The organism is Pseudaminobacter soli (ex Li et al. 2025), assembly GCF_029892515.1.
GTDB classification, from domain to species: domain Bacteria; phylum Pseudomonadota; class Alphaproteobacteria; order Rhizobiales; family Rhizobiaceae; genus Pseudaminobacter; species Pseudaminobacter soli_A.
The window spans coordinates 457,476-481,356 of the sequence record NZ_JARXVF010000003.1; the positions used below are offsets into that span (position 1 = coordinate 457,476).

The following is a 23,881-nucleotide window of genomic DNA, read 5'->3' on the forward strand; positions in this document are numbered from 1 at the left end:
GTGGCATTAGCCGCCGTAGACGTCGAACTTGAAGTACTTGTCGTTGATTTCCTTGTACTTTCCATTGTCGCGGATCGCCGTGATGGCAGCGTTCAGCTTCTCGCGCAGCTCGTCGTCGCCCTTGCGGACGGCAATGCCGGCGCCTTTGCCGTGGATTTCTTCGACCGGCTTGATGAGGCCGACCAGCTTGCAGCAGGCGCCTTCGGGCGAATCCAGCCACTGCTGGACCACCACGATGTCGTCATTCACCGCGTCGAGGCGGCCGTTGGCGAGGTCGAGCTGATACTCCTGCGCGGTCGGATAGGGCTTGATCGTGCTGTCGGTATAGGTCTGTTCGGAATAGTTGAAGTGAGTGGTCGAGCCCTGCACGCCGATGGTCTTGCCTGCGAGGTCTTCCTTGGTCACGCCCTTGATGTCGCTGTCCTTGGGTGCGGCGATTGCGGGCGGGGTGTTGTAGTATTTGTTGGTGAAGTCGACCTTCTTCATGCGCTCGGGCGTGATCGACATCGAGGCGACGATGGCGTCGAACTTGCCGGCCTGAAGTGCTGGGATGATGCCGTCCCAATCCTGGGTGACGAACTCGCACTTGACCTTCATCTCGTCGCAGAGCGCCTTGGCGATATCGATGTCGAAGCCTTCGAGCTTGCCGTCGGAGGTCAGGTTGTTGAAGGGCGGGTAGGCGCCTTCCGTACCGATCTTGAGTGTCTTTTCCTCAGCATGTGCGGCTCCGATCGCCAACGCTATGGCCGATGCCGCAAGCGCGATACGCATTCCAATTCGCATGATGTTCCTCTCTGTCATTATTCGCCGCGGCTTGGGCGGCATTGTTGGAGGCCGTGCCCGACCTCTACTGTCGAAGATACTCCCACTCTTTCCGACAAAAAAGCAACTGCAAACCGAGGCCTCGGCACCACTTGGCCCCGATCTGTTTGCATTTGGCGGGTTTGCTTGCGAAGCCAGCCTCGATGTTTGGCGGGCTTCCCCAACGTCAGGCTTTTCTTAGCCCCGTCACTTTCTCGATGAAGTCGGCGATAGTCACGACGTCATCGAGATCGAACACCGGAATCGTCTCGCCAGATACCGGGTGGTCGGCGGCGATGGCGACGATCTGCGGATCGTCGGACGAAAGCGGCGCGCCGTTTCGTCCCTCGCGCCGCCGTGCCTCGATCTTCAGGTGATGCTCGCGCTTGTAGCCTTCCACCAGCACGATGTCGCAGGGCGAAAGGCGAGCAAGAATGTCTTCCAGGCGCGGTTCGTCGTCGCCGCGCAGCTCATGCATCAGCGCCCAGCGCGTGCCCGAAACGATGGCCACTTCGCCCGCGCCGGCCTGCCTGTGGCGAAAACTGTCGGTGCCTTCCTTGTCGATGTCGAAGGCGTGGTGCGCGTGCTTGACGGTCGAGACGCGCCAGCCGCGCGCGGTCAGCGTCGCCACCAGCTTCTCGGTCAGCGTGGTCTTGCCGGAATTCTTCCAGCCGGTGATGCCGAATACGCGCTGTGTCACGTCGTTCTTGCCTGCAATTGCTCTACGACAGGAGGGATCGGCGATATTTGCCGCGCCGTCCAGCCGCCGCTCCAGATTTCCACGGAACGGAGTTGCGTTCAAACGCCATCCGAAGCCATGGCCGCAGCCTGCGCGGTGGCCGGTCGCTTCACTACCTGCTCGCGGAACAGCGCGTAGATGCCGGAGCCGACGATGATGACCGCGCCGACGATCATGGGCATGTCGGGCACGTCGCCAAACAGCAGATAACCCAGCGCGATCGCCCACAGCAGCCCCGTGTAGCGGAACGGGGCGATGAAGGAGATGTCGCCGCAGCGCATCGACATGATGATGAACTGGTAGCCGAACAAAAGCACGAGGGCCGCCACCGCAAGCAGTGTGATGCCCTCGGTCGTCATCGGCGTCCAGCCGCCCAGCGGCTGGATCAGCACCGCACCGCAGGCCCCCACCATCGCGGCGGTGATGGTCGAAACCAGCAGCGAGGGAACGTGCGAGGGAAGGTGGCGGGTGGCAAGGTCGCGCAGCGCGCAGAAGGCGACGCTGACCAGCGCCAGCAGCGCATAGGCATTAAAGCCCTCGAAGCCCGGACGCACGATGACCATGACCCCGGCAAAGCCGATCGCGATCGCCAGCCAGCGGCGCCAGCCCACGCCTTCGCCCAGGAACAGAGCGGCGGCCAGCGTCACCATCAGCGGCAGCGCCTGCATCACGGCCGCGACATTGGCGATCGGCAAATGCTGCAGCGCCATCAGGAAGAAGATCGTGCCGCCGAGTTCGCCGATGGCGCGCAGGCCCACCATCGGGTGAAGGATCAGGCGCGGGGCGCTCAACGCGCCCTTGTACCAGGCCAGAACCGCAATCAGCACCGTGGCGAAAATTCCGCGCACCAGCATCACCTGGCCGAGGTTCATCTCCATCGAGGCAAGCTTCACCAGCGCGTCGTTGATGGTGAAGCCGGCCATCGAGACGACCATGAACGTCGCGCCGCGAAGATTTTGCGAAAGTGCCAAGGCGTTCCCGATTCCGTTGGTCTTGATATTTTGCCCATGATTGCGGCAATCGCAGGCAAAACAGCAACGGCAAAGCGCTGGGCCAAGAAAACTCAGGCCAGGTTCTGTCTCGGGAACATGTGGAAATAAGGTTCGGCCTCCTTCAACACGCGCGCAAAGGAAGGCCGTTTCTTGAGCCGCTCGAAATAGGCGGCAACGTGTCTGTGCGTGTCGCCAAAGGGCAGCACTTCGTTGGCATAGAACAACGCCGGCGAGGCCGCGCAGTCGGCCATCGTGTAGCTTTCGCCCGTAGCCCATGTCCGCGTCGCCATCTCGGCCTCGATGATGTCATAGGAGCTTGTCAGCGCCGCACGCTTCTGTTCCACGCCGTAGGGGTCGTGCCGTCCTGCTGGGCGCAGCCGGTCGGCCACGATCCCTTGCACATGGGTATGGACGTAAAAGTCGTAGAAACGGTCGGCGAAGCGCACCTGCAAGGCAAGCTCCGGGTCGGCCGGCAGCAATTCGACAGGGCCGGGATAGTGGCGCGCCAGATATTCGATGATGATGGTCGATTCCGGCACAGTGCGGTCCCGTGCCTCGTCGCGCAGCACCGGCATCTTGCCAAGCGGCCAGAGTTTCCTGAACGCCGTCCGGCACTCCTCGTTGGCGAGGTCCAAATTATTTGCCGTGAAGGGGACGTCATTCTCGTAAAAGGCAATCAGCGTTTTGTGGGAATAAGAGGACAGCGGGTGCAGATGAAGGGTCAGGGACATGCAAATCTCGCCTTTTTGAACAGCGTGCTGCTGCTGCTGCTGCTGCTGCGACAATAGTGATTGCATATTGCAACCGGTTGTACGCTATTATCACTGGTGCGATAATGCAATCGGTTTTCGGAGGTATTTGATGAACGACGCCCACCGCTCCGGCTGCCCCATCAATCTGTCGCTGGAGATCTTTGGCGACAAATGGAGCCTGTTGATCCTGCGTGACATCATTTTCGGCGGGCGCCGGCATTTTCGCGAGCTGCTGCTCCGCTCGGAAGAGGGCATTTCTTCCAACATATTGGCCGACCGGCTGAAAATGCTCCTCGAAGAGGATATGATCACTAAGGCCGACGATCCCAGCCACAAGCAGAAGGCCATCTACAGCCTGACCGAGAAGGCAATCGAGGTCTTGCCGATCATGGCGCATCTGGCCGCCTGGGGGCGCAAGTGGCTGCCGGTCAGCGAGGATCTCAGCATCCGCGCCCAGTTGCTGGAGGAGGGTGGGCCGCCGCTGTGGGAGAAATTCATGGCGGAGCTGCGCGTCGAGCACCTTGGCGCGCCGGCGAATAGCTCCGCCGAACCATCGGTGCGCGAGACGCTGCAGGCGGCCTATGAAGAGGTGGTTGCGCGGCAGGCGGCGGAAAGGGCAGGAGCCTGAGCCGGGCCGGCTAGAGCGCCGCTCGCCCGGTCGGGCGAGAAAAACACGCTGCAGCGCATTAGATCTACGCATGATCCTTCCCAAAAGTCGGATCCGATTTTGGGCTATGCAGCGGGCAACACGATAGGAGGCGGCCATGGGCCGTGTCGTGATGGCATTCAGCATGTCGCTCGACGGCTTTGTTGCCGGCCCTCGCGTCAGCGTCGAGCAGCCGATGGGTGAGGGCGGCGAGCGGCTGCACGAATGGCTGTTCAACGAAAGCCCCGATCGCGGCGTCGACCCGGAAATGGCGCGCGAGCTTTCGGATTCGGTGGGCGCGGTCGTGCTCGGCAGGCGCACCTTCGAAGTCGGCCTCGGCCCGTGGGCGGACACGCCATACCCCGTGCCGTGCTTCGTGCTCACGCATCAAAGCCGCGAAAACCTCTCCATGCCGAGCGGCACCTTCACCTTCGTCAATGACGGCATCGACAGCGCGCTGGGGAGGGCGCAGGCGGCGGCCGGCGAGCGCGACGTCATCCTCATGGGCGCCGACACGGCCCAGCAATTTTTGCGCGCCGGGCTGGTCGATGAAATCTACATCCAGCTGGTGCCGCATCTGCTCGGTTCTGGCACCCGACTGTTTGAGAACCTTGGCACCGAACCCGTCGAGCTGGAAATGACCCGGGCGGTGAAATCGCCCTTCGTCACGCACATGCGCTTTCGCGTGGTGCGCAACCGTCCCGCCTCGCTGCTGCATTGGCCGCGGGAGTGAGGCTGCTGTTTCCGTCAATGTCGGGTTTGCAGCCCCATTCGCTCATTTGCCCCTGACCTTCGCAACGTGGAGAGCCAGTTTCTGCAGCGTCTGCCCTCCATATTCGACAGCGCCAAAGCCGATCGCCCATTCTCGCCGCTCCGTGGACGGATGCATTTGACGGAGCGTGAGGACGGTCTTGCCGTCGCTTTGTTCATCGAAGGTGACGAGCATCCTGAATCTATTGGGGTCGTTTTCCTGATCTGAACCGTGCTCGACCTCAATGAGCGACGGGGCCTCCATTCGGAGAAAGACCATTCGGTTGCTGTAGCGAATGCCTCCGGCAGCGACCATGTCAAATCGCCAGACTCCGCCCGGATTGAGGTCGATCTCCTTGGTTTCGATCGCCATGCCTTCGGGCCCAAACCACATCTGTATTTGTTCCGGGTCCGTCCATGCTGAGTAAACGAGGCTCCGGGGAGCGTCGATTACTCGACCCAGGACGATTTCACGATCGAGAGGCCAGTCTCGCCAAGGGGAAGCGGAGTTTTTGATTGGGTCACTCATTGTCCTAATTCTTCCTCTTCATGCGTTCGATGTGGACTTCCATGCGATCGAGGCGTTTCTCCCAGGCAGAAATATGCTGGTGTATCCACGCTTCGGTCGCATGAAGGACGTCCGGCTCAATCTTGCAGGTTCGAACGCGTCCAATTTTCTCAGAACTGACGAGGCCGCTCTGCTCAAGGACGCGCACATGTTTGAGCAGCGATGGCAGAGCTATTTCGAACGGCTCGGAAAGTTCGGTTACGGATTTCGGTCCATCACACAAACGACTGACGATCGCCCGCCTGGTCGGATCTGCGAGGGCCGAAAAAGCTCTATCCAGATCAGTTGAAAACTTAGCCATTTCGGAAAGTATTGACCGGTGCGCGGCGCCGGTCAAGAAAAACTTTCAGTACTGGCTAAGTTTTGGATCTGGTACGTCTGATATCTACCCGCTGTCCGATGGATGAATTTGAAGCGTTGGCAGCGCTAACTGATTGAAATCATTCGCCTCGAAAGGAAAATCGCTACCTTCTTCATCCCCCACCATTCCACCTCCCGCATAATCCCTCGCATCGGCCTCAGCGGGAACACGGGTCATGAACCGGATGAGCGTGGAGGGCGATGATGTCCGGGCTGGTGGCGCTAACGGTGGCGCTGCTGGGTGATGAACCCCCAAGTCCGGGCCTTTGCGGCGGCTGGCGGCGCGAATGTGGAGGCGACTGAGCGGGGCAAGCTCATCGAACGGGCGGTCGTGGAGACCGCAGATAAATTACTAGATGAGCGCGTTTCCCGACCGCCCGTCTTCCCAACTCTCGAAAGGGAGTGTTCTTTGAAATGGCCAGACGGTGAAAACCGGGCGTGGCAATGAATAGGTGCGTCCTTCGAGACGGCGCTTCGCGCCTCCTCAGGATGAGGGACGTTGGCGCGGCGACAACCTCAACCCAGGAGGTGGGCGCAGGCGGAAGCCCTCATGGTGAGGTGCGAGGTTCGAGCGAAGCGAGAAGCGAGCCTCGAACCATGGGGGCGGGATGAAGCGTGCTGGCGCGGGAATAAATCACCCGCCAGTCACGCTCATGTGGCGCGAGACCGAGGGGCGATTGGTGCGGCGGTCGATGACGAAATCGTGGCCCTTTGGCTTGCGGCCGATGGCCTCGTCAATGGCGTCGGAAACCAGTTCGTTGCCTTCCGAGGCACGCAACGGCGCGCGCAGGTCGGCGGCATCCTCCTGGCCGAGGCACATATAGAGCGTGCCGGTGCAGGTCAGCCGCACGCGGTTGCAGCTCTCGCAGAAATTATGCGTCATCGGCGTGATGAAGCCGAGCCTGCCGCCGGTCTCAGTGACCTCGACATAGCGCGCCGGGCCGCCGGTCTTGTAGGGGATGTCGGTGAGGGTGAACTGCTTTTCGAGGTCGGCCCGCAGCAGCGACAGCGGCAGATACTGGTCGGTGCGGTCCTCGTCGATCTCGCCCATCGGCATGGTTTCGATGACGGTCAGGTCCATGCCGCGACCATGCGCCCAGCGCAGCATGTCGGGCAGTTCCTTGTCGTTGAAATCCTTCAGCGCCACGGCGTTGAGCTTGATCTTCAGCCCGGCTGCCTGCGCGGCGTCGATGCCGGCCATGACCTTGTCGAGATGGCCCCAGCGGGTGATGGCGTGGAATTTTTCAGGGTCGAGCGTGTCGAGCGAGACGTTGATGCGCTTGACGCCGCATTCGGCGAGCTCGGGGGCATAGCGGGCGAGCTGCGAACCATTGGTGGTCAGCGTGATCTCGTCGAGCGCGCCGCTGTCGAGATGGCGCGAAAGTTGGCGCACCAGATGCATGATGTTCTTGCGGACAAGCGGCTCGCCGCCGGTCAGGCGCAGCTTGCGCACGCCCTTTTCGATGAACACCGTGCAGAGCCGGTCGAGTTCCTCGAGCGACAGAAGATCCTTCTTGGGCAGGAAGGTCATGTCCTCGGCCATGCAATAGGTGCAGCGGAAGTCGCAGCGGTCGGTGACCGATACGCGCAGATAGGTGATCGTACGCCCGAATGGATCGATCATGTTCATGCGGCTGCGGTTCCTCAACACATGCTGCCTGCCGGCACCTTGAATGTCGTATAGCGGATTTCGTCATTCAAGGTAGGCTATAACGCTCTAGGTAACATTCTCGGGGCCGACGCGGCAATGTCGGCTTTGGTGAGAGAAGGTAACCGCTTTTCGCGTGCTGCGAACAGGCGTAGGGAAGAAGGCGGATTTGACGAGGTGAGGGCATGACGGCACCGAAGGAATTGAGGGTATCGAAGGACCGCAGGACGCTGACGGTGACCTTCCCGGATCACCGGCCGTTCGAATTGTCGGCCGAACTGCTTCGGGTGCTGTCGCCTTCGGCGGAAGTGCAGGGGCATTCGCCCCAGCAGCGCGTGACGGTGCCGGGCAAGCGCAACGTCGCGATCCTGAAGATCGAGCCCATTGGCAACTATGCGGTGCGCATCATCTTCGACGATCTGCACGACACCGGAATTTTCACCTGGGACTACCTGCACACGCTGGGCCACGAGAAGGAAGAGCGTTGGAACGCCTATCTGGCGGAACTCGCCGAAAAGGGGCTTTCGCGAGGGTGAGCGGTCACCGGCATGTCACGGAAATGAAATAGTCGCGAGGCGAAGTCAAAACCGGAGGTTCGGGGCATGTCCATCATTCGCACGGTCGAAGAACTAGAAGCGCTCTACGGCGTTCCCGGCGAGACCTCGCTGGTCAAGGAACTCGACCGCATCATCCCCGAATATGCCGCCTTCATCGAGGCCTCGCCCTTCGTGGCGCTCGCCACCTGCGGGCCGGAGGGGCTCGATTGCTCCCCGCGCGGCGACCTAGCCGGCTTTGTGCGCATCCATGACGAGCGGACGCTGATGATGCCCGACCGGCGCGGCAACAATCGCGCCGATTCGCTAAAGAACATCATTCGCGACGGTCGGGTAGGGCTGCTGTTCCTCGTACCCGGATCGGGCACGACTTTGCGGGTCAATGGCCGCGCGCACATCACCACCGACGCTGAGCTGTGCGCCTCCTTCACCGTTGACGGCAAGCCGGCTCGCTCGGTGACGGTGATGACGGTCGATGCCGTCTATTTCCAGTGCGCACGCGCCATTGTCCGCTCGGAACTTTGGAACCCGGAAAAGCACGTCGATGCCAAGTCGCTGCCAACGCCGGGACAGATGCTGGCGGTCACGAGCAAGGCGGGAATCGACGGCGAAGCCTACGACCGCGAATGGCCGGAGCGCGCCAAGGCCAGCATGTGGTAGAGGGCTATCCTGTTGTTTTAGCCGCATTTGTGCGACGCCAAGCGAACCCGCTTGGCTGCAAAATGCTCTATTCGACCTTTAGAGCCTCGGCGACCCGGCGCATGTGGTCGCCCAAGAGGTCGCATTCGGCAGGCGTGGATTGCCCCATGACCTTGTCGAGCAGGTCCATATAGACCTTCAGCGCTTCCATCAGCAGCGCCTCGCCGGCAGGCGTCAGCGACAGCCGCAGCACGCGCTTGTCCTTCCCGTCGCTTTCCCGGCGCAGAAGCTCGCGGTTCTCCAGCTGCGGCAGCAGCATGGTGATGTTGGAACGGCCCACCAGCAGCCTACGCGCCAGATCGTGCTGGGACATGCCGGGGTGGCGGTAGAGGTTCATCAGAACGTCGAGCTGTGCCGGCTTCAGGTCCAGCGGCGCGAGCGCGCCAGCCAGGGCGCGTTCGACCGAATGGCAGGCACGTGCCACGGCAACCCAGTTGCGGAAGCGCGGGTTGTCCCAGGGTAGCTCTTGTTTATTGTTCATGATTGAACTATCATGTTCATAATTGAACCATTACTCGGACCGCTAATATGGCATCAATTGCACTGAAGGTCATCCGGGGCGTTTTCGGCGCGGCCGAACTGGTCGCCCCACGACTGGGCGGTCGGATCGGTTTCGAGCTGTTTTGCCGGACGCCCAACCCCAAAGTGCTGACCGCAGGCGAGCGGAGAGCCGTGGAAAGGGCTGTGGATTTCATGGCCGAGGCGCGTCACCACAGGATCAAAGTCGGTTCGAACTGTGTGGCGGTGCATGAATTCAGGCCGGGCGAGGGACGTCCTTTCGCCGGCACGGTGCTGGTGATTCACGGCTGGCGCTCGCGCACCGAATATATGCATGCCCTGATCGAGGGCTGCCGCGACGCCGGTTTCCGCGTCGTGTCGCTCGATCTGCCCGGTCACGGCGCTTCGACCGGCCGCCGTCTCAACATGGCCAGCGGTGTAGCTGCTGCCCGCGCTGGCGGAGAGTGGTTCGGTCCCTTCGCCGCCGTCATCGGTCACTCCTTCGGAGGGGCCGTTGCGGCCAACGCGGTGGCCGGGGCAGTCGACGGGGTCGCGCCGATCGAGACCAGGCGGCTGGTCATGATCGCCGCGCCCAACGCACTTTCGGAAGTGTTCGACGGCTTTCGCAGGTATGTGAACCTCGGCAGGCGTTCGGCCTCCGCACTTGACGACCGCATCAGGCGCCTGTCGGGCCATGGACTGGCGCATTTTACGAGCGCGAAGCAACTCGCGCGGCTAAGCACCCCGACGCTGGTCGTTCATGCGCCGGACGATGCCGAAGTTTCGGCCGAAGACGCACGAAACCTGGCAAGGGCCGGTGACCATGTGCGGCTGGTCTGGGCCGAGGGGCTGGGCCATAGGCGCATCCTGTCCGATCCGGGCATCGTCCAGCAGGTTGTGGGCTTTGTCGCAGCGGCGGATGAGCCGGCGCCTTTGCATTGAAACGGGGGCGGGCTCAGCCCTTCTTTTCAGGCATGGTCACCGGCAGGCCCGCCTGCTTCCATGCGGTGAAGCCGCCAAGGATATGCTTCACCGGCTCCAGCCCCATGTCCTGCGCGGTCTTGGTAGCCAGCGCCGAGCGCCAGCCGCCGGCGCAGAAGAAGACAAAAGCCTTTCCGGAGGAAAAGAACGCCTTGTGATACGGGCTTTCCGGGTCGATCCAGAATTCGAGCATGCCACGCGGGCAATGCTCGGCGCCGGGGATCTGGCCTTCGCGCTGCAGTTCGCGCGGGTCGCGCAGGTCGACGAAGATTGTCTCCGGATCGTCCAGAAGATGGGCAGCCTGCTCCGGCGAGACGACCTCGATCTCGGCATTCGCCTCGTCGAGAAGTTGTTTGTAGCCCTTTTTCATCGCCATCCCCCGAGCGGTGTCTTTTCCGGGGCTGGACAATCGCATGGTGATGGCTTCGCCGCTACCTCAGTTGCGCGGGAAACAATTGTGATCGCGCCGACACTCACGTTGTCGTGAAGCAGCCGGATTGTGGAGCTGCCCTGCAACACATAGCCAAAATAAGCAAAGTCTTAACCAAATCGGTGTGTATCGAACCCCTCGCGTCTTACATCCGCCATGGGTGAACCGGTTTGCTCTGGCGGCGTTAATAGGGGGTAGCTCGGCTTTCCCCACCGGAACGAGTGATCAATGACGTTCTCTGCCAAACAGACCGCAATTCTCCCCGCAGTCCTTTCCATGGTTCTGGCGCTGCCTGTCCCGCAGGCTTCGGCCCAAAACATTCTCGACATGATATTCGGCGGTGGCCGCGTGCAGCGGTACGCGCCCGGCGAGTATGAGCGCTACGGAGAGTTTCCGCCGCCGCCGCACCCGGACAGGAGGGTACGCCCGGAACGGGGATGGTATCCCGTTCAAAAGCATAGCCACAGGCCGGTCGGGTCGGTGGCCCAAAAGCCGGTCGAAAAGATTACAGGGCCGACCTACTACACCTACAAGGCCGACCCGCTCGTCCGCGTCGATTTCACCGCGCTGGAAGCCGGGGCGAAATCGGCATCGCTGGACGCGCCGGTAACGACCGAGTTCCGCGAGGGATTGGCGGGGCTGGACGGGTTTGACCTTTACGCGGAAAAGGACGTGGCCGCGGCCCTGGTCGACTACTACAAGGCCAACCCCGAGTTCATCTGGGTGTCAGACGATGCCCCCAGCAGCCGTGCGCAGGATGCCATGCGTGTTCTGGGGAATGCCCGCAGCTTTGGGCTCGATGAGTCCGACTATGCGGTGGACGTCCCGTCGGAACTCGCTTCCGCCGACAATGCCTCGACGAAACATCGCGACATGATGCGCTTCGAGATGGCGCTTTCCGCCCGTGTGCTGCGCTATGTGCGCGATGCCCAGAGCGGGCGCGTCGATCCGAACCGCATTTCCGGCTATCACGACTTTCCAGCCAAGCCTCTGAACATGCTCGGCGTGCTCAAGATAATGAGCCAGACCAATGATGCGCAGGCGTATATGGAATCGCGCCATCCGCAGAACGCCGAATTCCGTGCATTGCGCGCCGAACTCGAAGCGCTGAATGCCCTTGGCGATGACGATATCGTCGTCGATCCCAAGCTCAAGCTGAAGCCGGGGCAGAGCAGCCCCGAATTTCCGAAACTGCTTCGACTGATCGCGCGCGACCACAGCGATCTGCTGAAGGACGAATACGCCCCGCTGGTTGAACGTCTCGGCCAAAGCGGAGTCTATGAGCAGGACCTCGCTCCGGTCATCAAGGCCGTGCAGAAGAAGTTCGGGCTCAAGGCGGACGGCGTCATTGGTCCGCATACCGTGCTGAAGCTTGCGGGCACGCCGAAAGCCGACCGCCTGCAGAAGGTGATATATGCGCTCGAAGAAATGAGGTGGCTGCCGTCCGACCTCGGCAGCACGCGCGTGTTCATCAACCAGCCGGCCTTCACCGCGACCTATATCGAGAGCGACGAGGAAAAGCTGAAGATGCGCGTCATCATCGGCCGCCCTGAGAATCAGACCAGCTTCTTCTTCAATGAGATCAAGCAGGTCGACTACAACCCTTATTGGGGCGTTCCGCAGTCGATCATCGTCAACGAGATGCTGCCGCGCCTGCGCAACGATCCCGGCTATCTCGACCGTTCCGGCTATGAGGTGACCGACGCCAAGGGCAAGCGCATTCCGTCCTCGGCCATCGATTGGGGCCAGTATGGCGCGAAGATTCCCTTCAACGTCAGGCAGATTCCGAGCGAAGCCAATGCGTTGGGCGAGCTGAAGATCCTGTTCCCCAACAAGCATGCCATCTACATGCACGACACGCCGCAGAAGGCGCTGTTCGATCGCGATTCGCGTGCCTTCAGCCATGGCTGCATCCGACTGAAGGATCCGCGCGGAATGGCTGCCGCAGTGCTGGGCACCGATGTCGCGCACATCGCCAAGAAGCTCAAAGCTGGGCATTCGTCGGAAAAGGTGACGCGCGATATTCCTGTCTACATCGCCTACTTCACGGCTTGGCCCGAGCCTAACGGCAAGGTCGAGTATTTCAACGATGTCTACGATCGCGACGGGCATCTGAAGCTCGCACTCGACAAGGTCGAGACCGCGCGCAAGACCAACATGTGACACGAAAATCGGCCGGTTCTACCGGCCGTTTTTTTGCGCACCGCCATGCCGCCGCCCGATATGCGTCGGCGCGCGGGCGGGGGTTTTCAAGATATTTCAGGAACGGCAAATGGCGCGTCAGGAATCTGGCGCGCTGCAAAAGACAAAATTTGGTCGAGGAGAATGGTGGGCGATATAGGGATTGAACCTATGACCCCACCCGTGTGAAGGGTGTGCTCTCCCGCTGAGCTAATCGCCCGCTCATCGCCCGAAGGCAAAGCGTGGGGCGATATAGGAGACGACCACACACGAAGTCAAGGCACTGATTACACTCTTACAGCAGCAATTAGCGCTTCTGCGAGGCTGATCGTCAATTCGTCATAGTGGGAGATGATTTTCGAGGGCTCGAATTCGCGCACATGGCGGTCTGTATAGCCGAAATCGACCGCGACGACGGGAATGCCGGCTGCCTTGGCGGTGTCGATGTCGGTCCGCGAATCGCCGATCATCACTGACCTGTCACGGTCACCGCCGGCCATTGCGATGGTTTCGACGAGGTGACGCGGGTCGGGCTTGCGGAAGGCGAAGGTGTCCTGGCCGCAGATAGCGGCGAACCGCCGGTCGAGATCCAGGGCTTCCAGAAGCTTGCGTGCGAAGAATTCGGTCTTGTTGGTACAGACCGCCAGCAGGAAGCCTGCGGAGGAGAAGCGGTCGAGCGCCTTGATCACGCCTGGATAAGGCTGGGAGCGGCCGGGCATGTTCTCGCCGTAGTGGTCGAGAAAGAGCGTGTAGAGCCGGTCGTGTTCGTCCGAGGGCAGGGTTTTGCGCTGCGCGGCATAGGCGCGTTCGATCATCACGCGGCCGCCCTGGCCGGCAAGGCTGCGAAACCCGTAGGCGTCGGTGTGCGGAATGCCGCCCGCGGCAAGGCTGTGGTTCAGGCTGTCGAGCAGGTCCGGCGCCGTATCGATCAAGGTTCCGTCGAGGTCGAATACGATGATCGGGCGGCTCATGGGCATGTCCTCGTGTCGCAGTTGCGGGGCTTTGATTCGCGCATAGCCTGCGGGCCCTTGCGGCGCAAGCATCGGCGGTTGGGCCTGGGCGGTAGAAAGCCTTTGCCGCATGGCCTAAAAATGATAGGAGCGCAGCCGAACAACAGGGTGGCCGGGACGACTCCGATGGATGCACGAGCTTTGAAGATTGAAGCCGCCCGCGTGGCGCTCGGCCATGTGGAGGACGGCGCACGGCTGGGGATCGGAACCGGTTCGACGGCCGAGGAATTTGTCCGGCTGCTTGCCGAAAAGGTTGCGGGCGGCCTTAAGATCGTCGGCGTGCCGACGTCCGAGCGGACGGCAGCGCTTTGCCGTGAGCTTGGCGTGCCGCTGTCCACGCTGGACGAAACGCCGGAACTCGACCTGACCATCGACGGTGCCGACGAAGTCGATCCGCAGCTTTCGCTGATCAAGGGCGGTGGCGGCGCGCTGCTGCGCGAGAAGATCGTGGCGGCTGCCTCCAGCAAGATGATTGTCATCGCCGATGAGTCCAAGATGGTGGAAACACTCGGCAAGTTTCCGCTACCCATCGAAGTCAACAAGTTTGGCCTGAAAGCTACCGAAATTGCCATCGCTGCTGTGGCCAAGGAACTTGGCCTGTCCGGTCCACTGACATTGCGGATGACGAACGGCGTTCCGTTTGTTACAGACGGTGGACATTTCATCCTTGATGCATCTTTTGGCCGCATTCCCGATCCAAGAGCGCTATCAAATGGTCTCTTCGCCGTTCCGGGGGTTGTCGAACACGGTCTGTTCCTCGGCTTGGCGCAAGCAGCCATTATTGCGAGCGCCGACGGTGTCAGAACGGTCCATGCGACCCGATAAACAGGAGTCTTATCCATCATGAATTTGGTCCATCGCGTTCGCCGCTTCTCCGCCATGGTGGCGGCGTCGGCTGTTCTTGCAGTCGCAGCTCCGGCATTTGCGCAGGACATCTCCGAGGCGCACCTGAAGGCTGCCCGCGATGCGGTCGCCGCCATCAAGGCAACCGACTTCTACGATGGAATCCTGCCGCAGGCCGCCGCTGCGCTGAAGGCGCAGATGATCGACAAGAACCCGGATCTTCAGGAAGTCATCACCTCGACCGTCGATGACACGACGCTGAAGCTCGCCGGCCGCCGCACCGACCTGGAGAAGGAAACCGCGATGGCCTATGCACGCGTGTTCTCCGAGGAAGATCTCAAGGCGATCGCCGTGTTCTATAATTCGCCGGCCGGCAAGAAGCTGCTGCAGGACGGCCCGATCGTGACGCGCGAAGCGGCCAAGGCCGCCGACATCTGGCAGCGCGGCATTGCCCGCGACCTCGCCGAGCAGGCCGCGACCACGCTCGAGGCGACCCTGAAGGAAAAGGGTCTGGTCCCCAAGCCGGGCACCCTGGATGCCGCCGAGCCCGCCCAGCAGGGCGAGGCCGCACCGGCCAATTGATCGCGAGCACGCGCATCACCATATTGTTCGAAGAGCCCGGGTTGCCCGGGCTTTTCTTTTGGTGAATTGGCTCTTGGTCGAACAGACGGTTCAATCCGGCCGCAAAACGCTCTAACTGTCGTCTGCCCGCCAACGGAGAAGAGGAATCATGACTGCATACGACTACGATCTTTTTGTCATTGGCGGCGGCTCCGGCGGCGTTCGCGCGGCGCGCGTGGCGGCCTCGATGGGTAAGCGGGTGGCGATTGCCGAAGAATTCCGTTTCGGCGGCACCTGTGTGATCCGCGGCTGCGTGCCCAAGAAGCTCTATGTCTATGCGTCCCAGTTTCCCGAGCAGTTCGAGGATGCGGCCGGCTATGGCTGGACCGTTCCGGAAGCGAGCTTCGACTGGCGCAAGCTGGTCAACAACAAGGAACGCGAGATCTCCCGGCTGGAAGGGCTCTACCAGAAGGGCGTTGCCGGCAATGGCGGCGAGATTATTCATACCCGCGCGACGCTCGTGGATCGGCACACGATCAGGCTCGAGGGCGAGAACCGAACCGTCACCGCCGACCAGATCATGATTGCCACCGGCGGGCGGCCCAACCCGCATACCGCGTTGCCCGGCCATGAATATTGCATTTTCTCCGACCAGGCCTTCGATCTGCCGGAACTGCCTAAGTCCATCGTGATTTCGGGCGGCGGCTATATCGCCGTCGAGTTCGCCAACATTTTCCACGGCCTGGGCGTCGAGACGACCCTGATCTATCGCGGCAAGGAGATTCTGAGCCGCTTCGACATGGATCTGCGGCAGATGCTGCATGAGACCATGGAGAAGAAGGGCATCAGGATCATGCTGCACACGGTCTTCGAGAAGATCGAGAAGCGTGCCGACGGACGCCTCGATGCGCATCTCACCGGTGGCGAGGTGCTGACGGCCGATCAGATGATGCTCGCCATCGGCCGTATTCCGAACACGGAAAATCTCGGCCTGGAAGAGGTCGGCGTCGAAATGGGCAAGATGGGCGAGATCATCGTCGACGACTATTCGCGCACCAGCATCGACAACATCTGGGCGATCGGCGACGTCACCAACCGCGTCCAGCTGACCCCAGTGGCCATCCACGAGGCGATGTGTTTCATCGAGACCGCCTACAAGAACAATCCGACCAAGCCTGATCATGATTGCATCGCGACGGCGGTGTTCTCGCAGCCGGAGATCGGCACGGTCGGCCTGTCAGAAGACGAGGCGTCCAAGCGCTTCGCCAATCTCGAGATCTATCGCGCCACCTTCCGGCCAATGCGGCATACGCTGTCGGGTCGGCAAGAGAAGATGCTGATGAAGCTGGTGGTCGATGCCGATACGCGGCGGATGATCGGCGCCCATGTGTTGGGCCCGGATGCCGGCGAAATGGCGCAGCTTCTCGGCATTCCGCTGAAGGCGGGTCTCACCAAGGATGACTTCGACCGCACCATGGCGGTTCATCCGACAGCCGCCGAAGAACTGGTGACGATGTACAAGCCGAGCTACCTGGTGAAAAACGGGCAGCGGGTCGACTAGGAAAACCTTGAACGCGTTCGCTTCCGGCCCAAATCCGGGGTAGAATAGGGGGTCGGCTTCCTGTATAGGGGCCTGTCCCCGAAATTGCGGGTGTTTTGCCGGTCAGTTTTCTGCCGTGACAACAAGTATTGGGTGCAACAATGACGAAATGGTCTCCGAAGTCCTGGCGCAACAAGCCCATCCAGCAGGTTCCGGCTTATCCGGACCAGGCTGCGCTGTTTGAAACCGAGGCCCGTCTTGCATCCTTTCCGCCGCTGGTTTTTGCAGGTGAAGCACGCAAGCTGAAGAAGCAGCTCGCCGCTGTTGCGAACGGCGAAGCGTTCCTGCTCCAGGGTGGCGACTGCGCCGAAAGCTTCGCCGAGCACGGCGCGGACAACATCCGCGACTTCTTCCGCGTCTTCCTGCAGATGTCAGTCGTGCTGACCTTCGCCGGCGCGCAGCCGGTGGTCAAGGTCGGCCGCATCGCCGGCCAGTTCGCCAAGCCGCGTTCCTCGGACATCGAGACTCGCGACGGCGTGAGCCTGCCGAGCTATCGCGGCGACATCATCAATGGCATCGACTTCGACGAGAAGTCGCGCGTGCCGGATCCGGCGCGCCAGGAAATGGCTTATCGCCAGTCGGCCGCCACGCTCAACCTGCTGCGCGCTTTCGCCCAGGGCGGTTATGCCAGCCTAGAGAACGTGCACCGCTGGATGCTCGGCTTCGTGTCCGACAGCCCTCAGGGTGAGCGCTACGAGGCGCTTGCCAACCGCATCACCGAAACCATGAATTTCATGAGCGCGGTCGGCATCACGTCTGAGAACAACTTCGCACTGCGCGAGACCGATTTCTACACCAGCCACGAGGCGCTGCTGCTCGGCTACGAGGAGGCGCTGACCCGCGTCGACTCGACGTCCGGCGACTGGTACGCCACCTCCGGCCACATGATCTGGATCGGCGATCGTACGCGCCAGCCCGATCACGCCCATATCGAGTACTGCCGCGGCATCAAGAACCCGCTCGGCCTGAAGTGCGGTCCGTCGCTGACCCCGGATGGTCTGCTGGAACTGATCGATCTGCTGAACCCGGAGAACGAGCCCGGCCGCCTAACGCTGATCGCTCGCTTCGGTGCCGACAAGGTGGGCGATCACCTGCCCAAGCTGGTGCGTGCGGTGCAGAAGGAAGGTCGCAAGGTTGTCTGGTCCTGCGATCCGATGCACGGCAACACCGTCACGGCCGCAGGGTACAAGACGCGTCCGTTCGACCGCATCCTGAGCGAGGTGCAGGCGTTCTTCGACGTCCACGCCGCGGAAGGCACGCATGCCGGCGGCATCCATGTCGAGATGACCGGCAAGAATGTGACCGAATGCACCGGCGGCGCGCGCGCGATCCGCGACGAGGAGCTGCAGGATCGCTATCACACGCATTGCGACCCGCGCCTCAATGCCGATCAGGCGATCGAGCTGGCTTTCCTGGTGTCGGAGCTGCTGAAGAAGGGCGCCGACCGTAACCAGAAGAAGGTCGCGAACGCCTAACAGAGCGTCGTTCGTCTCTGAAAACAAAAAGGGCGTCGGAAATTCCGGCGCCCTTTTTGTTTGTCCGTAACTTCGGTTTGACCGATTAGTCCTTGCGATAAAGCATCCAATTCTTCCCAGCCCGCGGGGAAATGTCGGAGAAGCGGGTCACGCGATTGCGCCCGTCGATTTTCGAACGGTAGAGGGCGCGATCGGCCTTGGTGTAGAGGTCTTCGGCGCTCTCGGCTTCGGACGCCATGCAGATGCCCATCGATACCGTAACCGGCCCGTAATTCACGCTCGGCTGGCCGCCGCAGAACTGCGTCTGCTCGATGAGAACGCGGATGTGATCGGCAATCTCGAGGGTCGACTGTTCGCTGACGCCGTCCACGACCAGGACGAATTCCTCGCCGCCGGTTCGGGCGACGAACATGTTTTCGCTGACGCTGGTGCGGAAGATGTCGGCGATGATTTTTAGGATCTTGTCGCCGACCGGATGACCATAGCGGTCATTGATCTCCTTGAAGCGATCGATGTCGGCCAGGATCAAGCCCTTGAACATGATGCCGTTGTTGCTGTTGTAGATCGCGGCCAATTCCTTGTCGAAGGCGCGACGATTCCACAGATGCGTGAGCGGGTCGGTGTCGGCCAGCCGCTTGTATTCCTCGAGCTTCGACTTGACGTTTTCCAGTTCGGACGATTTCTCGTCCAGCGTCTGCGCAACCTGCCGACCGTGGTCGATCGTCGAAGTCGTCGCCATCGACATGGCGGTGGCGATCTTCTGCAGGAGCTCCTTGCTGAGCAGGTCGCGGTTGTTCAGGCCGCTCGAGGTCTGGTCGAGGATCTGACCGTATCTTTCGAGATGGGTGCGTTCGTTGCGCAGGAGGCGAGCTACGTCCTCCAACTCCTGGGCAATGACTTCGCGGGCCTTCTCGACGACGGTCTGGTTATGGTTCTGGGCAAAGTACTTCTGGCCGATTTGGTCCAGCCGCTCCTGGGTCGGACGATTGCCAAGTTCGATGACCTCGAGGCTGAGCATCGGATTGGTGCCCGAAAGCGCCTCGTAGAAAATCTCATAGTTGCGCGGCAGCCCCATCACGCCCATCTGGCGCATTGTCGCGACTACGGTACTGGTAAGATCGTTGCCGGATTCACCCGGGGCGACAGCAGGCTGCATTCTTGCTCCACTTTACATTGGAGCCGTGTGAACGGCTCCGCTGCCAATGTCCGATGGCGCGATGATCGAGACATCCATTGATGGGTGGACCCTGCCCGTGGCAAGAGACCGCCCCCACCTTGCGGTCTCTTTGCACATTTAATTTAAATGCGAGGGAGATAAACTTTCCTTAATTTTCAAAGCAAGTGCATTCTTTCGTTCTGTTACGATTTCGAAAAGCTTTTTGCAAAATGAAACAGTTTCATCTGTAACGATGGATAGGCTTAAGCGATGTCGCATTTGCGAAAGCCTGCAAGAAATGCTTGCAATTAGTTTCTTGTCGCGGGTGTGACATGGCGACAGGAAGCTAGGAATGGGCGAACAGAAAACAGGTTCTTGTGGCTGCGGCGCTGTTCGGTTCACGACATCCGGTCCGTTGCGAGGCATCGTCTATTGTCACTGCTCGCAATGCCGCAAGCAAAGCGGCCACTATTTCGCGGCAACGAATGTCGCCGACTCAAATATTGAGATCGAGGGCGCCGAGAACATCACCTGGTACAACGGCTCGGAGGTCGCCCGCCGGGGATTTTGCCGGATCTGCGGCTCGGCGCTGTTCTGGAAACATGGCGAACTGGACACGGTTTCCGTTCTGGCGGGAGCCTTCGACAGGCCCAGCGGGCTTGTCGCTGACAGCCACATCTTCGTGGACCACAAGGGTGACTATTACGAGATTGACGATGGCCTGCCGCAATTTGCGACATCGACGCCGGCGGTGAAAGTCTCCGGCAATTGAACGCCACCTTGATAAGCGTCGCCGTTTGTTGAACGGTTCGTTGCGGCGTGGCGGACTGCCTGAAAGGCGGGATCCTGCGTATATTGTGGTCAAGGAGAACTTCCATGGCCACCATGCCCACATTGTTCATCTCTCACGGCGGACCGAGCATCGTCATCAGCGACACGCCGGCGCGCCACTATCTTGAAAGCGTATCGGGCCTGATGCCTCGGCCGAAGGCGATCGTCGTCGTCTCGGCGCATTTCGAGACGCACGGGGTGACGGTCGTGACCGATCCGAGCCCCGAAATGATTTATGATTTCCGGGGCTTTGCGCCCGAACTCTATGAAATGGTCTATCCCGCTCCCGGCGCGCCTCAACTGGCCGAGAAGGTGATCGGCCTGCTCGACAAGGCGGGGCTTTCGCCGGCGCGGCTTGGCAAGCGCGGCTACGACCATGGCGCCTGGACGCCGATGAAGCTGGCCTTCCCGGATGCGAATATCCCCATCGTGCAGGTCTCGATCGATCCAAATCGCGATGCCGCGTGGCACTATGCGGTGGGCAAGGCGCTTTCGCCGCTGCGCGAGGAAGGCGTTCTGCTGATTGGGTCGGGTCACATCACCCACAATCTGCGTGCCTATTTTTCAGTCATGAGGCAGGGCGCCGCGGTCGATCCCGAACTGGCCGGCAAGGTCACCGCCTTCACCGATTGGTTCGAAGAGAAGCTGAAGGCGAACGATTCGGAAGCGCTGCTCGATTGGAAGCGGCAGGCTCCGTTTCCCATTGAGAACCACCCCACCGACGAGCATCTGATGCCGATCTTCTTTGCCTACGGCGCGGCGGGTGAACATCCGAAAGCGAAACGCGTGCACGACTCGGTCGACAACGGCTTTTTCGCCAACGATTCCTACCTGTTCCAGTGACTGTTGGATTGCGCTACATGATCGTTTCATGACGATTCATGTGGGGATTTTGGCATGGGGCGCCTGATCAGTGCGTTTCGCAATTCTGTCAGGGCGTTCGGCCGGCTTATTCGTAGCGAGAAGGCGTTCCAGCAGGAGGTGATCCTTCTGTTGGTTGCCATTCCGGTTGGCTGGTTCGTTGCCACGAGCTGGAGCGGCTACGCTCTGCTCATCGGCGCGATCCTGATGCTGATGATGGTCGAAGTGCTAAACACCGGCATCGAGGCTGCGTGCAATGCCGTTTCGCGCGAGTTTCATGTCGATATCCAGCTGGCCAAGGACTGCGGGTCTCTCGCGGTCCTGATCTCCATCATCCTGGTCGCCGGCGTCTGGCTGATCGCCCTGATCGAGCGGCTGACCGGCCTTCAAATCTGATCTTCGGCCAGCACGCGAAGCGTATTCCTGTCCGGGTCGGACCTGATACGATGCGACGGGTTTCAGGGGAGATTACCATGCTCGACTTCGAGAAGATTCGCGCCAGGGCTGCCACGCGCAAGGGCGGGCCGCAGGTTCTTGCGTCGTTGCTCGGGCCTGTGCCGCAGAATACAGCGCTCGCCAGGATTCCCGACGACCGCGTCCTTTCGACCATGGCCGAGCGCATTTTTGCAGCCGGCTTCGTCTGGCGGGTGATCGAGCAGAAATGGCCGGGCTTCGAAGAGGCGTTCCTGCATTTCGAGCCCAAGCGCCTCTTGTTCCAGCCCGACGATTTCTGGCACGAACTCACTTCCGACAAGCGCATCGTGCGCAATCCGCAGAAGATCCGCTCGGTTCGCGAGAATGCCGCGTTCGTCGAGCGCGTGTCGAAGGAGCATGGCGGCTTCGGCAAGTTTTTGGCGGAATGGCCGGCCGACGATCAGATCGGGTTGACGGCCTATCTCGCCAAGCATGGCAGCCGGCTGGGTGGTCATACCGGGCAGTATTTCCTGCGATGGCTGGAATGGGACACTTATATCCTGTCGCAGGACATGGTTGCAGCCCTGCGGGACGCCGGGCTTGAGATTTCCGAGAACCCCACCTCGAAGCGAGACCTTGGGCTGATCCAGCAGCAGGTCAACGCCTGGGCGAGCCAGACCGGCCTGCCGCGCAAGCACATTTCGCGCATTCTTTCGATGTCCATCGGCGAAAACCATTCGCCCGAAACCATCCGCGAATACACCGGAGAATAGTGGCACAAGGGAACGGCATTGCCCGGCAGGGGCAGCCGCGCTACACCGCTTGGCATGAACACAAAGCCTGTCGCCCGCGATATACTGCGCATTGCCGTAGCTCAGCTTACCCCGGTCGTCGGCGACATCGCCGGCAATATTGCCAAGGCCAGGGAGGCGAGGGCGGATGCCGCGCGGCAGGGTGCGGACCTTGTCCTGTTCACCGAGCTTTTCATCGCCGGATATCCGCCGGAAGACCTGGTGCTCAAGCCGGCCTTCGTGGCGGCTTGCGAGCGCGCGGCGACCGAGTTCGCAGCCGAGACCGCCGATGGGGGACCCGGCGTCATCATCGGCACGCCGCTGCGGCGCAAGAGCGGGCTGCACAACTCAGTCATCGTGGCCGACGGCGGCAAGGTGATCGCCGAGCGCTACAAGATCGATCTGCCGAACTACGGCGAGTTCGACGAAAAGCGCGTGTTCCAGGCAGGGCCGGACATGCCGGGGCCCGTCAATTATCGAGGTGTCCGGCTAGGCATTCCCGTCTGCGAGGACATCTGGGGCGACCTCGGCGTCTGCGAGACGCTGGCGGAGTCGGGCGCTGAAATCCTTCTGGTGCCGAACGGCTCGCCCTATTGCCGCGGCAAGATCGACGTGCGTCAGCAGGTGGTGATCAAGCAGGTCATCGAAACGGGCCTTCCGGTGCTCTACGCCAACCAACTCGGCGGCCAGGACGAACTGGTCTTCGACGGCGCCTCCTTCGCCATATCGGCCGACAAGCAGCTGGCTTTCCAGATGAGCCAGTTCGAGGAGGTGGTCGTCGTCACCGACTGGAAGCGCAGCGAAAACGGTTGGGAATGCGTCGATGGGCCGGTGTCCAGGATTCCCGATAGCGAAGAAGCCGACTACCGGGCCTGCATGCTTGGCCTGCGCGATTATGTGAACAAGAACGGCTTCAAGAACGTCGTGCTCGGCATGTCGGGCGGCATCGACTCGGCGCTGTGCGCGGCTCTCGCAGTCGACGCGCTCGGCGAAGAGCGGGTGCGCACGATCATGATGCCATACCGCTATACGTCCAGCGATTCGCTCAAGGACGCGGAGGACTGCGCCCGGGCGCTCGGCTGCCGCTATGACATCGTGCCGATCTTCGAGCCTGTCGAAGGTTTCATGCACGCGCTGACGCAGCTCTTCGAGGGCACCAAGGAGGGCATCACCGAAGAGAACCTGCAAAGCCGTGCCCGCGGCACGATCCTGATGGCGATTTCCAACAAGTTCGGCTCGATGGTGGTCACCACCGGCAACAAGTCGGAAATGTCGGTGGGCTACGCCACGCTCTATGGCGACATGAATGGCGGCTTCAACCCGATCAAGGACCTCTACAAGATGCAGGTCTATGCGCTGGCGAGCTGGCGCAATGGCACGGTGCCGCCGGGCGCGTTGGGGCCGTCGGGCGAGGTGATCCCGCAGAACATCATCGACAAGGCTCCGTCGGCGGAGCTGCGTGAAAACCAGACTGACCAGGACTCGCTGCCGCCCTATCCGGTGCTCGACGACATTCTTGAGTGCCTGGTCGAGAACGAGATGGGCGTCGACGAAATCGTCGCGCGCGGCCACGACCGTGATCTGGTCCATCGCATCGAGCATCTGCTCTACATCGCCGAATACAAGCGCCGGCAAGCCGCGCCTGGCGTGAAGATCACCAAGAAGAATTTCGGCCGCGATCGCCGCTATCCGATCACCAACAGATTCAGGGATCGCGGATAAATCCTTGTTTTCAAAGGG

General features: G+C 61.2%; 26 protein-coding genes and 1 tRNA gene. 15 read left to right on the forward strand and 12 right to left on the reverse strand.

What is annotated here, in order from left to right:
* Positions 1 to 6: 6 nt before the first annotated feature.
* The 4 genes from M2281_RS16640 to M2281_RS16655 form a co-directional block, all read right to left on the reverse strand.
* Positions 7 to 783: an ABC transporter substrate-binding protein gene (locus M2281_RS16640; protein ID WP_280822289.1), complete on the reverse strand. Its 777-nt coding sequence runs from the start codon at positions 781 to 783 to the stop codon at positions 7 to 9.
* A gap of 205 nt (positions 784 to 988) precedes the next feature.
* Positions 989 to 1,501, reverse strand: a complete 513-nt coding sequence (mobB, locus tag M2281_RS16645; RefSeq protein ID WP_280822290.1) for a molybdopterin-guanine dinucleotide biosynthesis protein B — start codon at positions 1,499 to 1,501, stop codon at positions 989 to 991.
* Between the two features lie 98 nt (positions 1,502 to 1,599).
* Entirely contained in the window at positions 1,600 to 2,511 is a 912-nt protein-coding gene (locus M2281_RS16650) for a DMT family transporter (protein WP_280822291.1), read from the reverse strand.
* A gap of 92 nt (positions 2,512 to 2,603) precedes the next feature.
* Positions 2,604 to 3,263, reverse strand: coding sequence for a glutathione S-transferase family protein (locus M2281_RS16655; RefSeq protein WP_280822501.1), 660 nt, complete (start codon positions 3,261 to 3,263; stop codon positions 2,604 to 2,606).
* Between the two features lie 130 nt (positions 3,264 to 3,393).
* Between M2281_RS16655 and M2281_RS16660 the strand changes: the two genes are divergently transcribed.
* Both M2281_RS16660 and M2281_RS16665 read left to right on the forward strand, forming a co-directional pair.
* Positions 3,394 to 3,912, forward strand: a complete 519-nt coding sequence (locus M2281_RS16660; RefSeq protein ID WP_280822292.1) for a winged helix-turn-helix transcriptional regulator — start codon at positions 3,394 to 3,396, stop codon at positions 3,910 to 3,912.
* A gap of 136 nt (positions 3,913 to 4,048) precedes the next feature.
* Positions 4,049 to 4,663 (forward strand): dihydrofolate reductase family protein, encoded by a 615-nt coding sequence (locus tag M2281_RS16665; protein WP_280822293.1) that lies wholly within the window; start codon positions 4,049 to 4,051, stop codon positions 4,661 to 4,663.
* 42 nt (positions 4,664 to 4,705) lie between these two features.
* Here the strand turns inward: M2281_RS16665 and M2281_RS16670 are convergent, their stop codons facing one another.
* From M2281_RS16670 to moaA, 3 genes are all read right to left on the reverse strand, one after another.
* Positions 4,706 to 5,197: an SRPBCC family protein gene (locus M2281_RS16670; protein WP_280822502.1), complete on the reverse strand. Its 492-nt coding sequence runs from the start codon at positions 5,195 to 5,197 to the stop codon at positions 4,706 to 4,708.
* A 16-nt stretch (positions 5,198 to 5,213) separates the two neighbouring features.
* A complete protein-coding gene (locus M2281_RS16675; RefSeq protein WP_280822294.1) occupies positions 5,214 to 5,585 on the reverse strand; it encodes an ArsR/SmtB family transcription factor in 372 nt (123 codons plus the stop codon).
* 657 nt (positions 5,586 to 6,242) lie between these two features.
* A complete protein-coding gene (gene moaA, locus M2281_RS16680; protein WP_280822295.1) occupies positions 6,243 to 7,238 on the reverse strand; it encodes a GTP 3',8-cyclase MoaA in 996 nt (331 codons plus the stop codon).
* Positions 7,239 to 7,441: 203 nt separating this feature from the next.
* On the opposite strand from moaA, the gene M2281_RS16685 reads away from it, so the two are divergent.
* Positions 7,442 to 7,792 (forward strand): DUF971 domain-containing protein, encoded by a 351-nt coding sequence (locus M2281_RS16685; protein WP_280822296.1) that lies wholly within the window; start codon positions 7,442 to 7,444, stop codon positions 7,790 to 7,792.
* Between the two features lie 66 nt (positions 7,793 to 7,858).
* Positions 7,859 to 8,470 carry a pyridoxamine 5'-phosphate oxidase family protein gene (locus M2281_RS16690; protein WP_280822297.1) on the forward strand — a complete coding sequence of 204 codons (612 nt, stop codon included), beginning with the start codon at positions 7,859 to 7,861 and terminating at the stop codon, positions 8,468 to 8,470.
* Between the two features lie 67 nt (positions 8,471 to 8,537).
* Here M2281_RS16690 and M2281_RS16695 read toward each other — a convergent pair whose 3' ends face one another.
* Positions 8,538 to 8,990 (reverse strand): MarR family winged helix-turn-helix transcriptional regulator, encoded by a 453-nt coding sequence (locus M2281_RS16695; RefSeq protein ID WP_280822298.1) that lies wholly within the window; start codon positions 8,988 to 8,990, stop codon positions 8,538 to 8,540.
* Between the two features lie 47 nt (positions 8,991 to 9,037).
* Between M2281_RS16695 and M2281_RS16700 the strand changes: the two genes are divergently transcribed.
* Entirely contained in the window at positions 9,038 to 9,949 is a 912-nt protein-coding gene (locus M2281_RS16700; RefSeq protein ID WP_280822299.1) for an alpha/beta hydrolase, read from the forward strand.
* Positions 9,950 to 9,962: 13 nt separating this feature from the next.
* Here M2281_RS16700 and M2281_RS16705 read toward each other — a convergent pair whose 3' ends face one another.
* Positions 9,963 to 10,358: a rhodanese-like domain-containing protein gene (locus M2281_RS16705; RefSeq protein ID WP_280822300.1), complete on the reverse strand. Its 396-nt coding sequence runs from the start codon at positions 10,356 to 10,358 to the stop codon at positions 9,963 to 9,965.
* A gap of 288 nt (positions 10,359 to 10,646) precedes the next feature.
* Between M2281_RS16705 and M2281_RS16710 the strand changes: the two genes are divergently transcribed.
* Positions 10,647 to 12,581: a L,D-transpeptidase family protein gene (locus tag M2281_RS16710; protein ID WP_280822301.1), complete on the forward strand. Its 1,935-nt coding sequence runs from the start codon at positions 10,647 to 10,649 to the stop codon at positions 12,579 to 12,581.
* Positions 12,582 to 12,744: 163 nt separating this feature from the next.
* Here M2281_RS16710 and M2281_RS16715 read toward each other — a convergent pair.
* Positions 12,745 to 12,819 (reverse strand) — tRNA-Val (locus tag M2281_RS16715).
* A 67-nt stretch (positions 12,820 to 12,886) separates the two neighbouring features.
* The gene (locus M2281_RS16720; protein WP_280822302.1) at positions 12,887 to 13,570 is read right to left on the reverse strand and encodes an HAD family hydrolase; all 684 of its coding nucleotides are present in this window, start codon (positions 13,568 to 13,570) and stop codon (positions 12,887 to 12,889) included.
* Between the two features lie 165 nt (positions 13,571 to 13,735).
* On the opposite strand from M2281_RS16720, the gene rpiA reads away from it, so the two are divergent.
* From rpiA to M2281_RS16740, 4 genes are all read left to right on the forward strand, one after another.
* Complete coding sequence (gene rpiA, locus M2281_RS16725) at positions 13,736 to 14,434, forward strand: ribose-5-phosphate isomerase RpiA (protein ID WP_280822303.1); 699 nt, start codon at positions 13,736 to 13,738, stop codon at positions 14,432 to 14,434.
* 18 nt (positions 14,435 to 14,452) lie between these two features.
* Positions 14,453 to 15,034, forward strand: coding sequence for a DUF2059 domain-containing protein (locus tag M2281_RS16730; RefSeq protein ID WP_280822304.1), 582 nt, complete (start codon positions 14,453 to 14,455; stop codon positions 15,032 to 15,034).
* 148 nt (positions 15,035 to 15,182) lie between these two features.
* Positions 15,183 to 16,574, forward strand: a complete 1,392-nt coding sequence (gene gor, locus M2281_RS16735) for a glutathione-disulfide reductase (RefSeq protein ID WP_280822305.1) — start codon at positions 15,183 to 15,185, stop codon at positions 16,572 to 16,574.
* A gap of 140 nt (positions 16,575 to 16,714) precedes the next feature.
* Positions 16,715 to 18,088 (forward strand): class II 3-deoxy-7-phosphoheptulonate synthase, encoded by a 1,374-nt coding sequence (locus tag M2281_RS16740; RefSeq protein ID WP_280822306.1) that lies wholly within the window; start codon positions 16,715 to 16,717, stop codon positions 18,086 to 18,088.
* Positions 18,089 to 18,173: 85 nt separating this feature from the next.
* Here M2281_RS16740 and M2281_RS16745 read toward each other — a convergent pair whose 3' ends face one another.
* Complete coding sequence (locus tag M2281_RS16745; RefSeq protein WP_280822307.1) at positions 18,174 to 19,244, reverse strand: GGDEF domain-containing protein; 1,071 nt, start codon at positions 19,242 to 19,244, stop codon at positions 18,174 to 18,176.
* A 352-nt stretch (positions 19,245 to 19,596) separates the two neighbouring features.
* Here M2281_RS16745 and M2281_RS16750 point away from each other — a divergent pair, with 352 nt between their 5' ends.
* The 5 genes from M2281_RS16750 to M2281_RS16770 all read left to right on the forward strand — a co-directional run bounded on the left by M2281_RS16750 (position 19,597) and on the right by M2281_RS16770 (position 23,863).
* Complete coding sequence (locus M2281_RS16750; RefSeq protein WP_280822308.1) at positions 19,597 to 20,016, forward strand: GFA family protein; 420 nt, start codon at positions 19,597 to 19,599, stop codon at positions 20,014 to 20,016.
* Positions 20,017 to 20,120: 104 nt separating this feature from the next.
* On the forward strand, positions 20,121 to 20,918 hold the full coding sequence (locus M2281_RS16755) for a DODA-type extradiol aromatic ring-opening family dioxygenase (RefSeq protein ID WP_280822309.1): 798 nt from the start codon (positions 20,121 to 20,123) through the stop codon (positions 20,916 to 20,918).
* A gap of 54 nt (positions 20,919 to 20,972) precedes the next feature.
* Positions 20,973 to 21,332, forward strand: a complete 360-nt coding sequence (locus tag M2281_RS16760) for a diacylglycerol kinase (protein WP_280822310.1) — start codon at positions 20,973 to 20,975, stop codon at positions 21,330 to 21,332.
* A 77-nt stretch (positions 21,333 to 21,409) separates the two neighbouring features.
* Positions 21,410 to 22,123, forward strand: coding sequence for a DNA-3-methyladenine glycosylase I (locus M2281_RS16765; RefSeq protein WP_280822311.1), 714 nt, complete (start codon positions 21,410 to 21,412; stop codon positions 22,121 to 22,123).
* Between the two features lie 54 nt (positions 22,124 to 22,177).
* A complete protein-coding gene (locus M2281_RS16770) occupies positions 22,178 to 23,863 on the forward strand; it encodes an NAD+ synthase (protein ID WP_280822312.1) in 1,686 nt (561 codons plus the stop codon).
* Positions 23,864 to 23,881 lie beyond the last annotated feature (18 nt).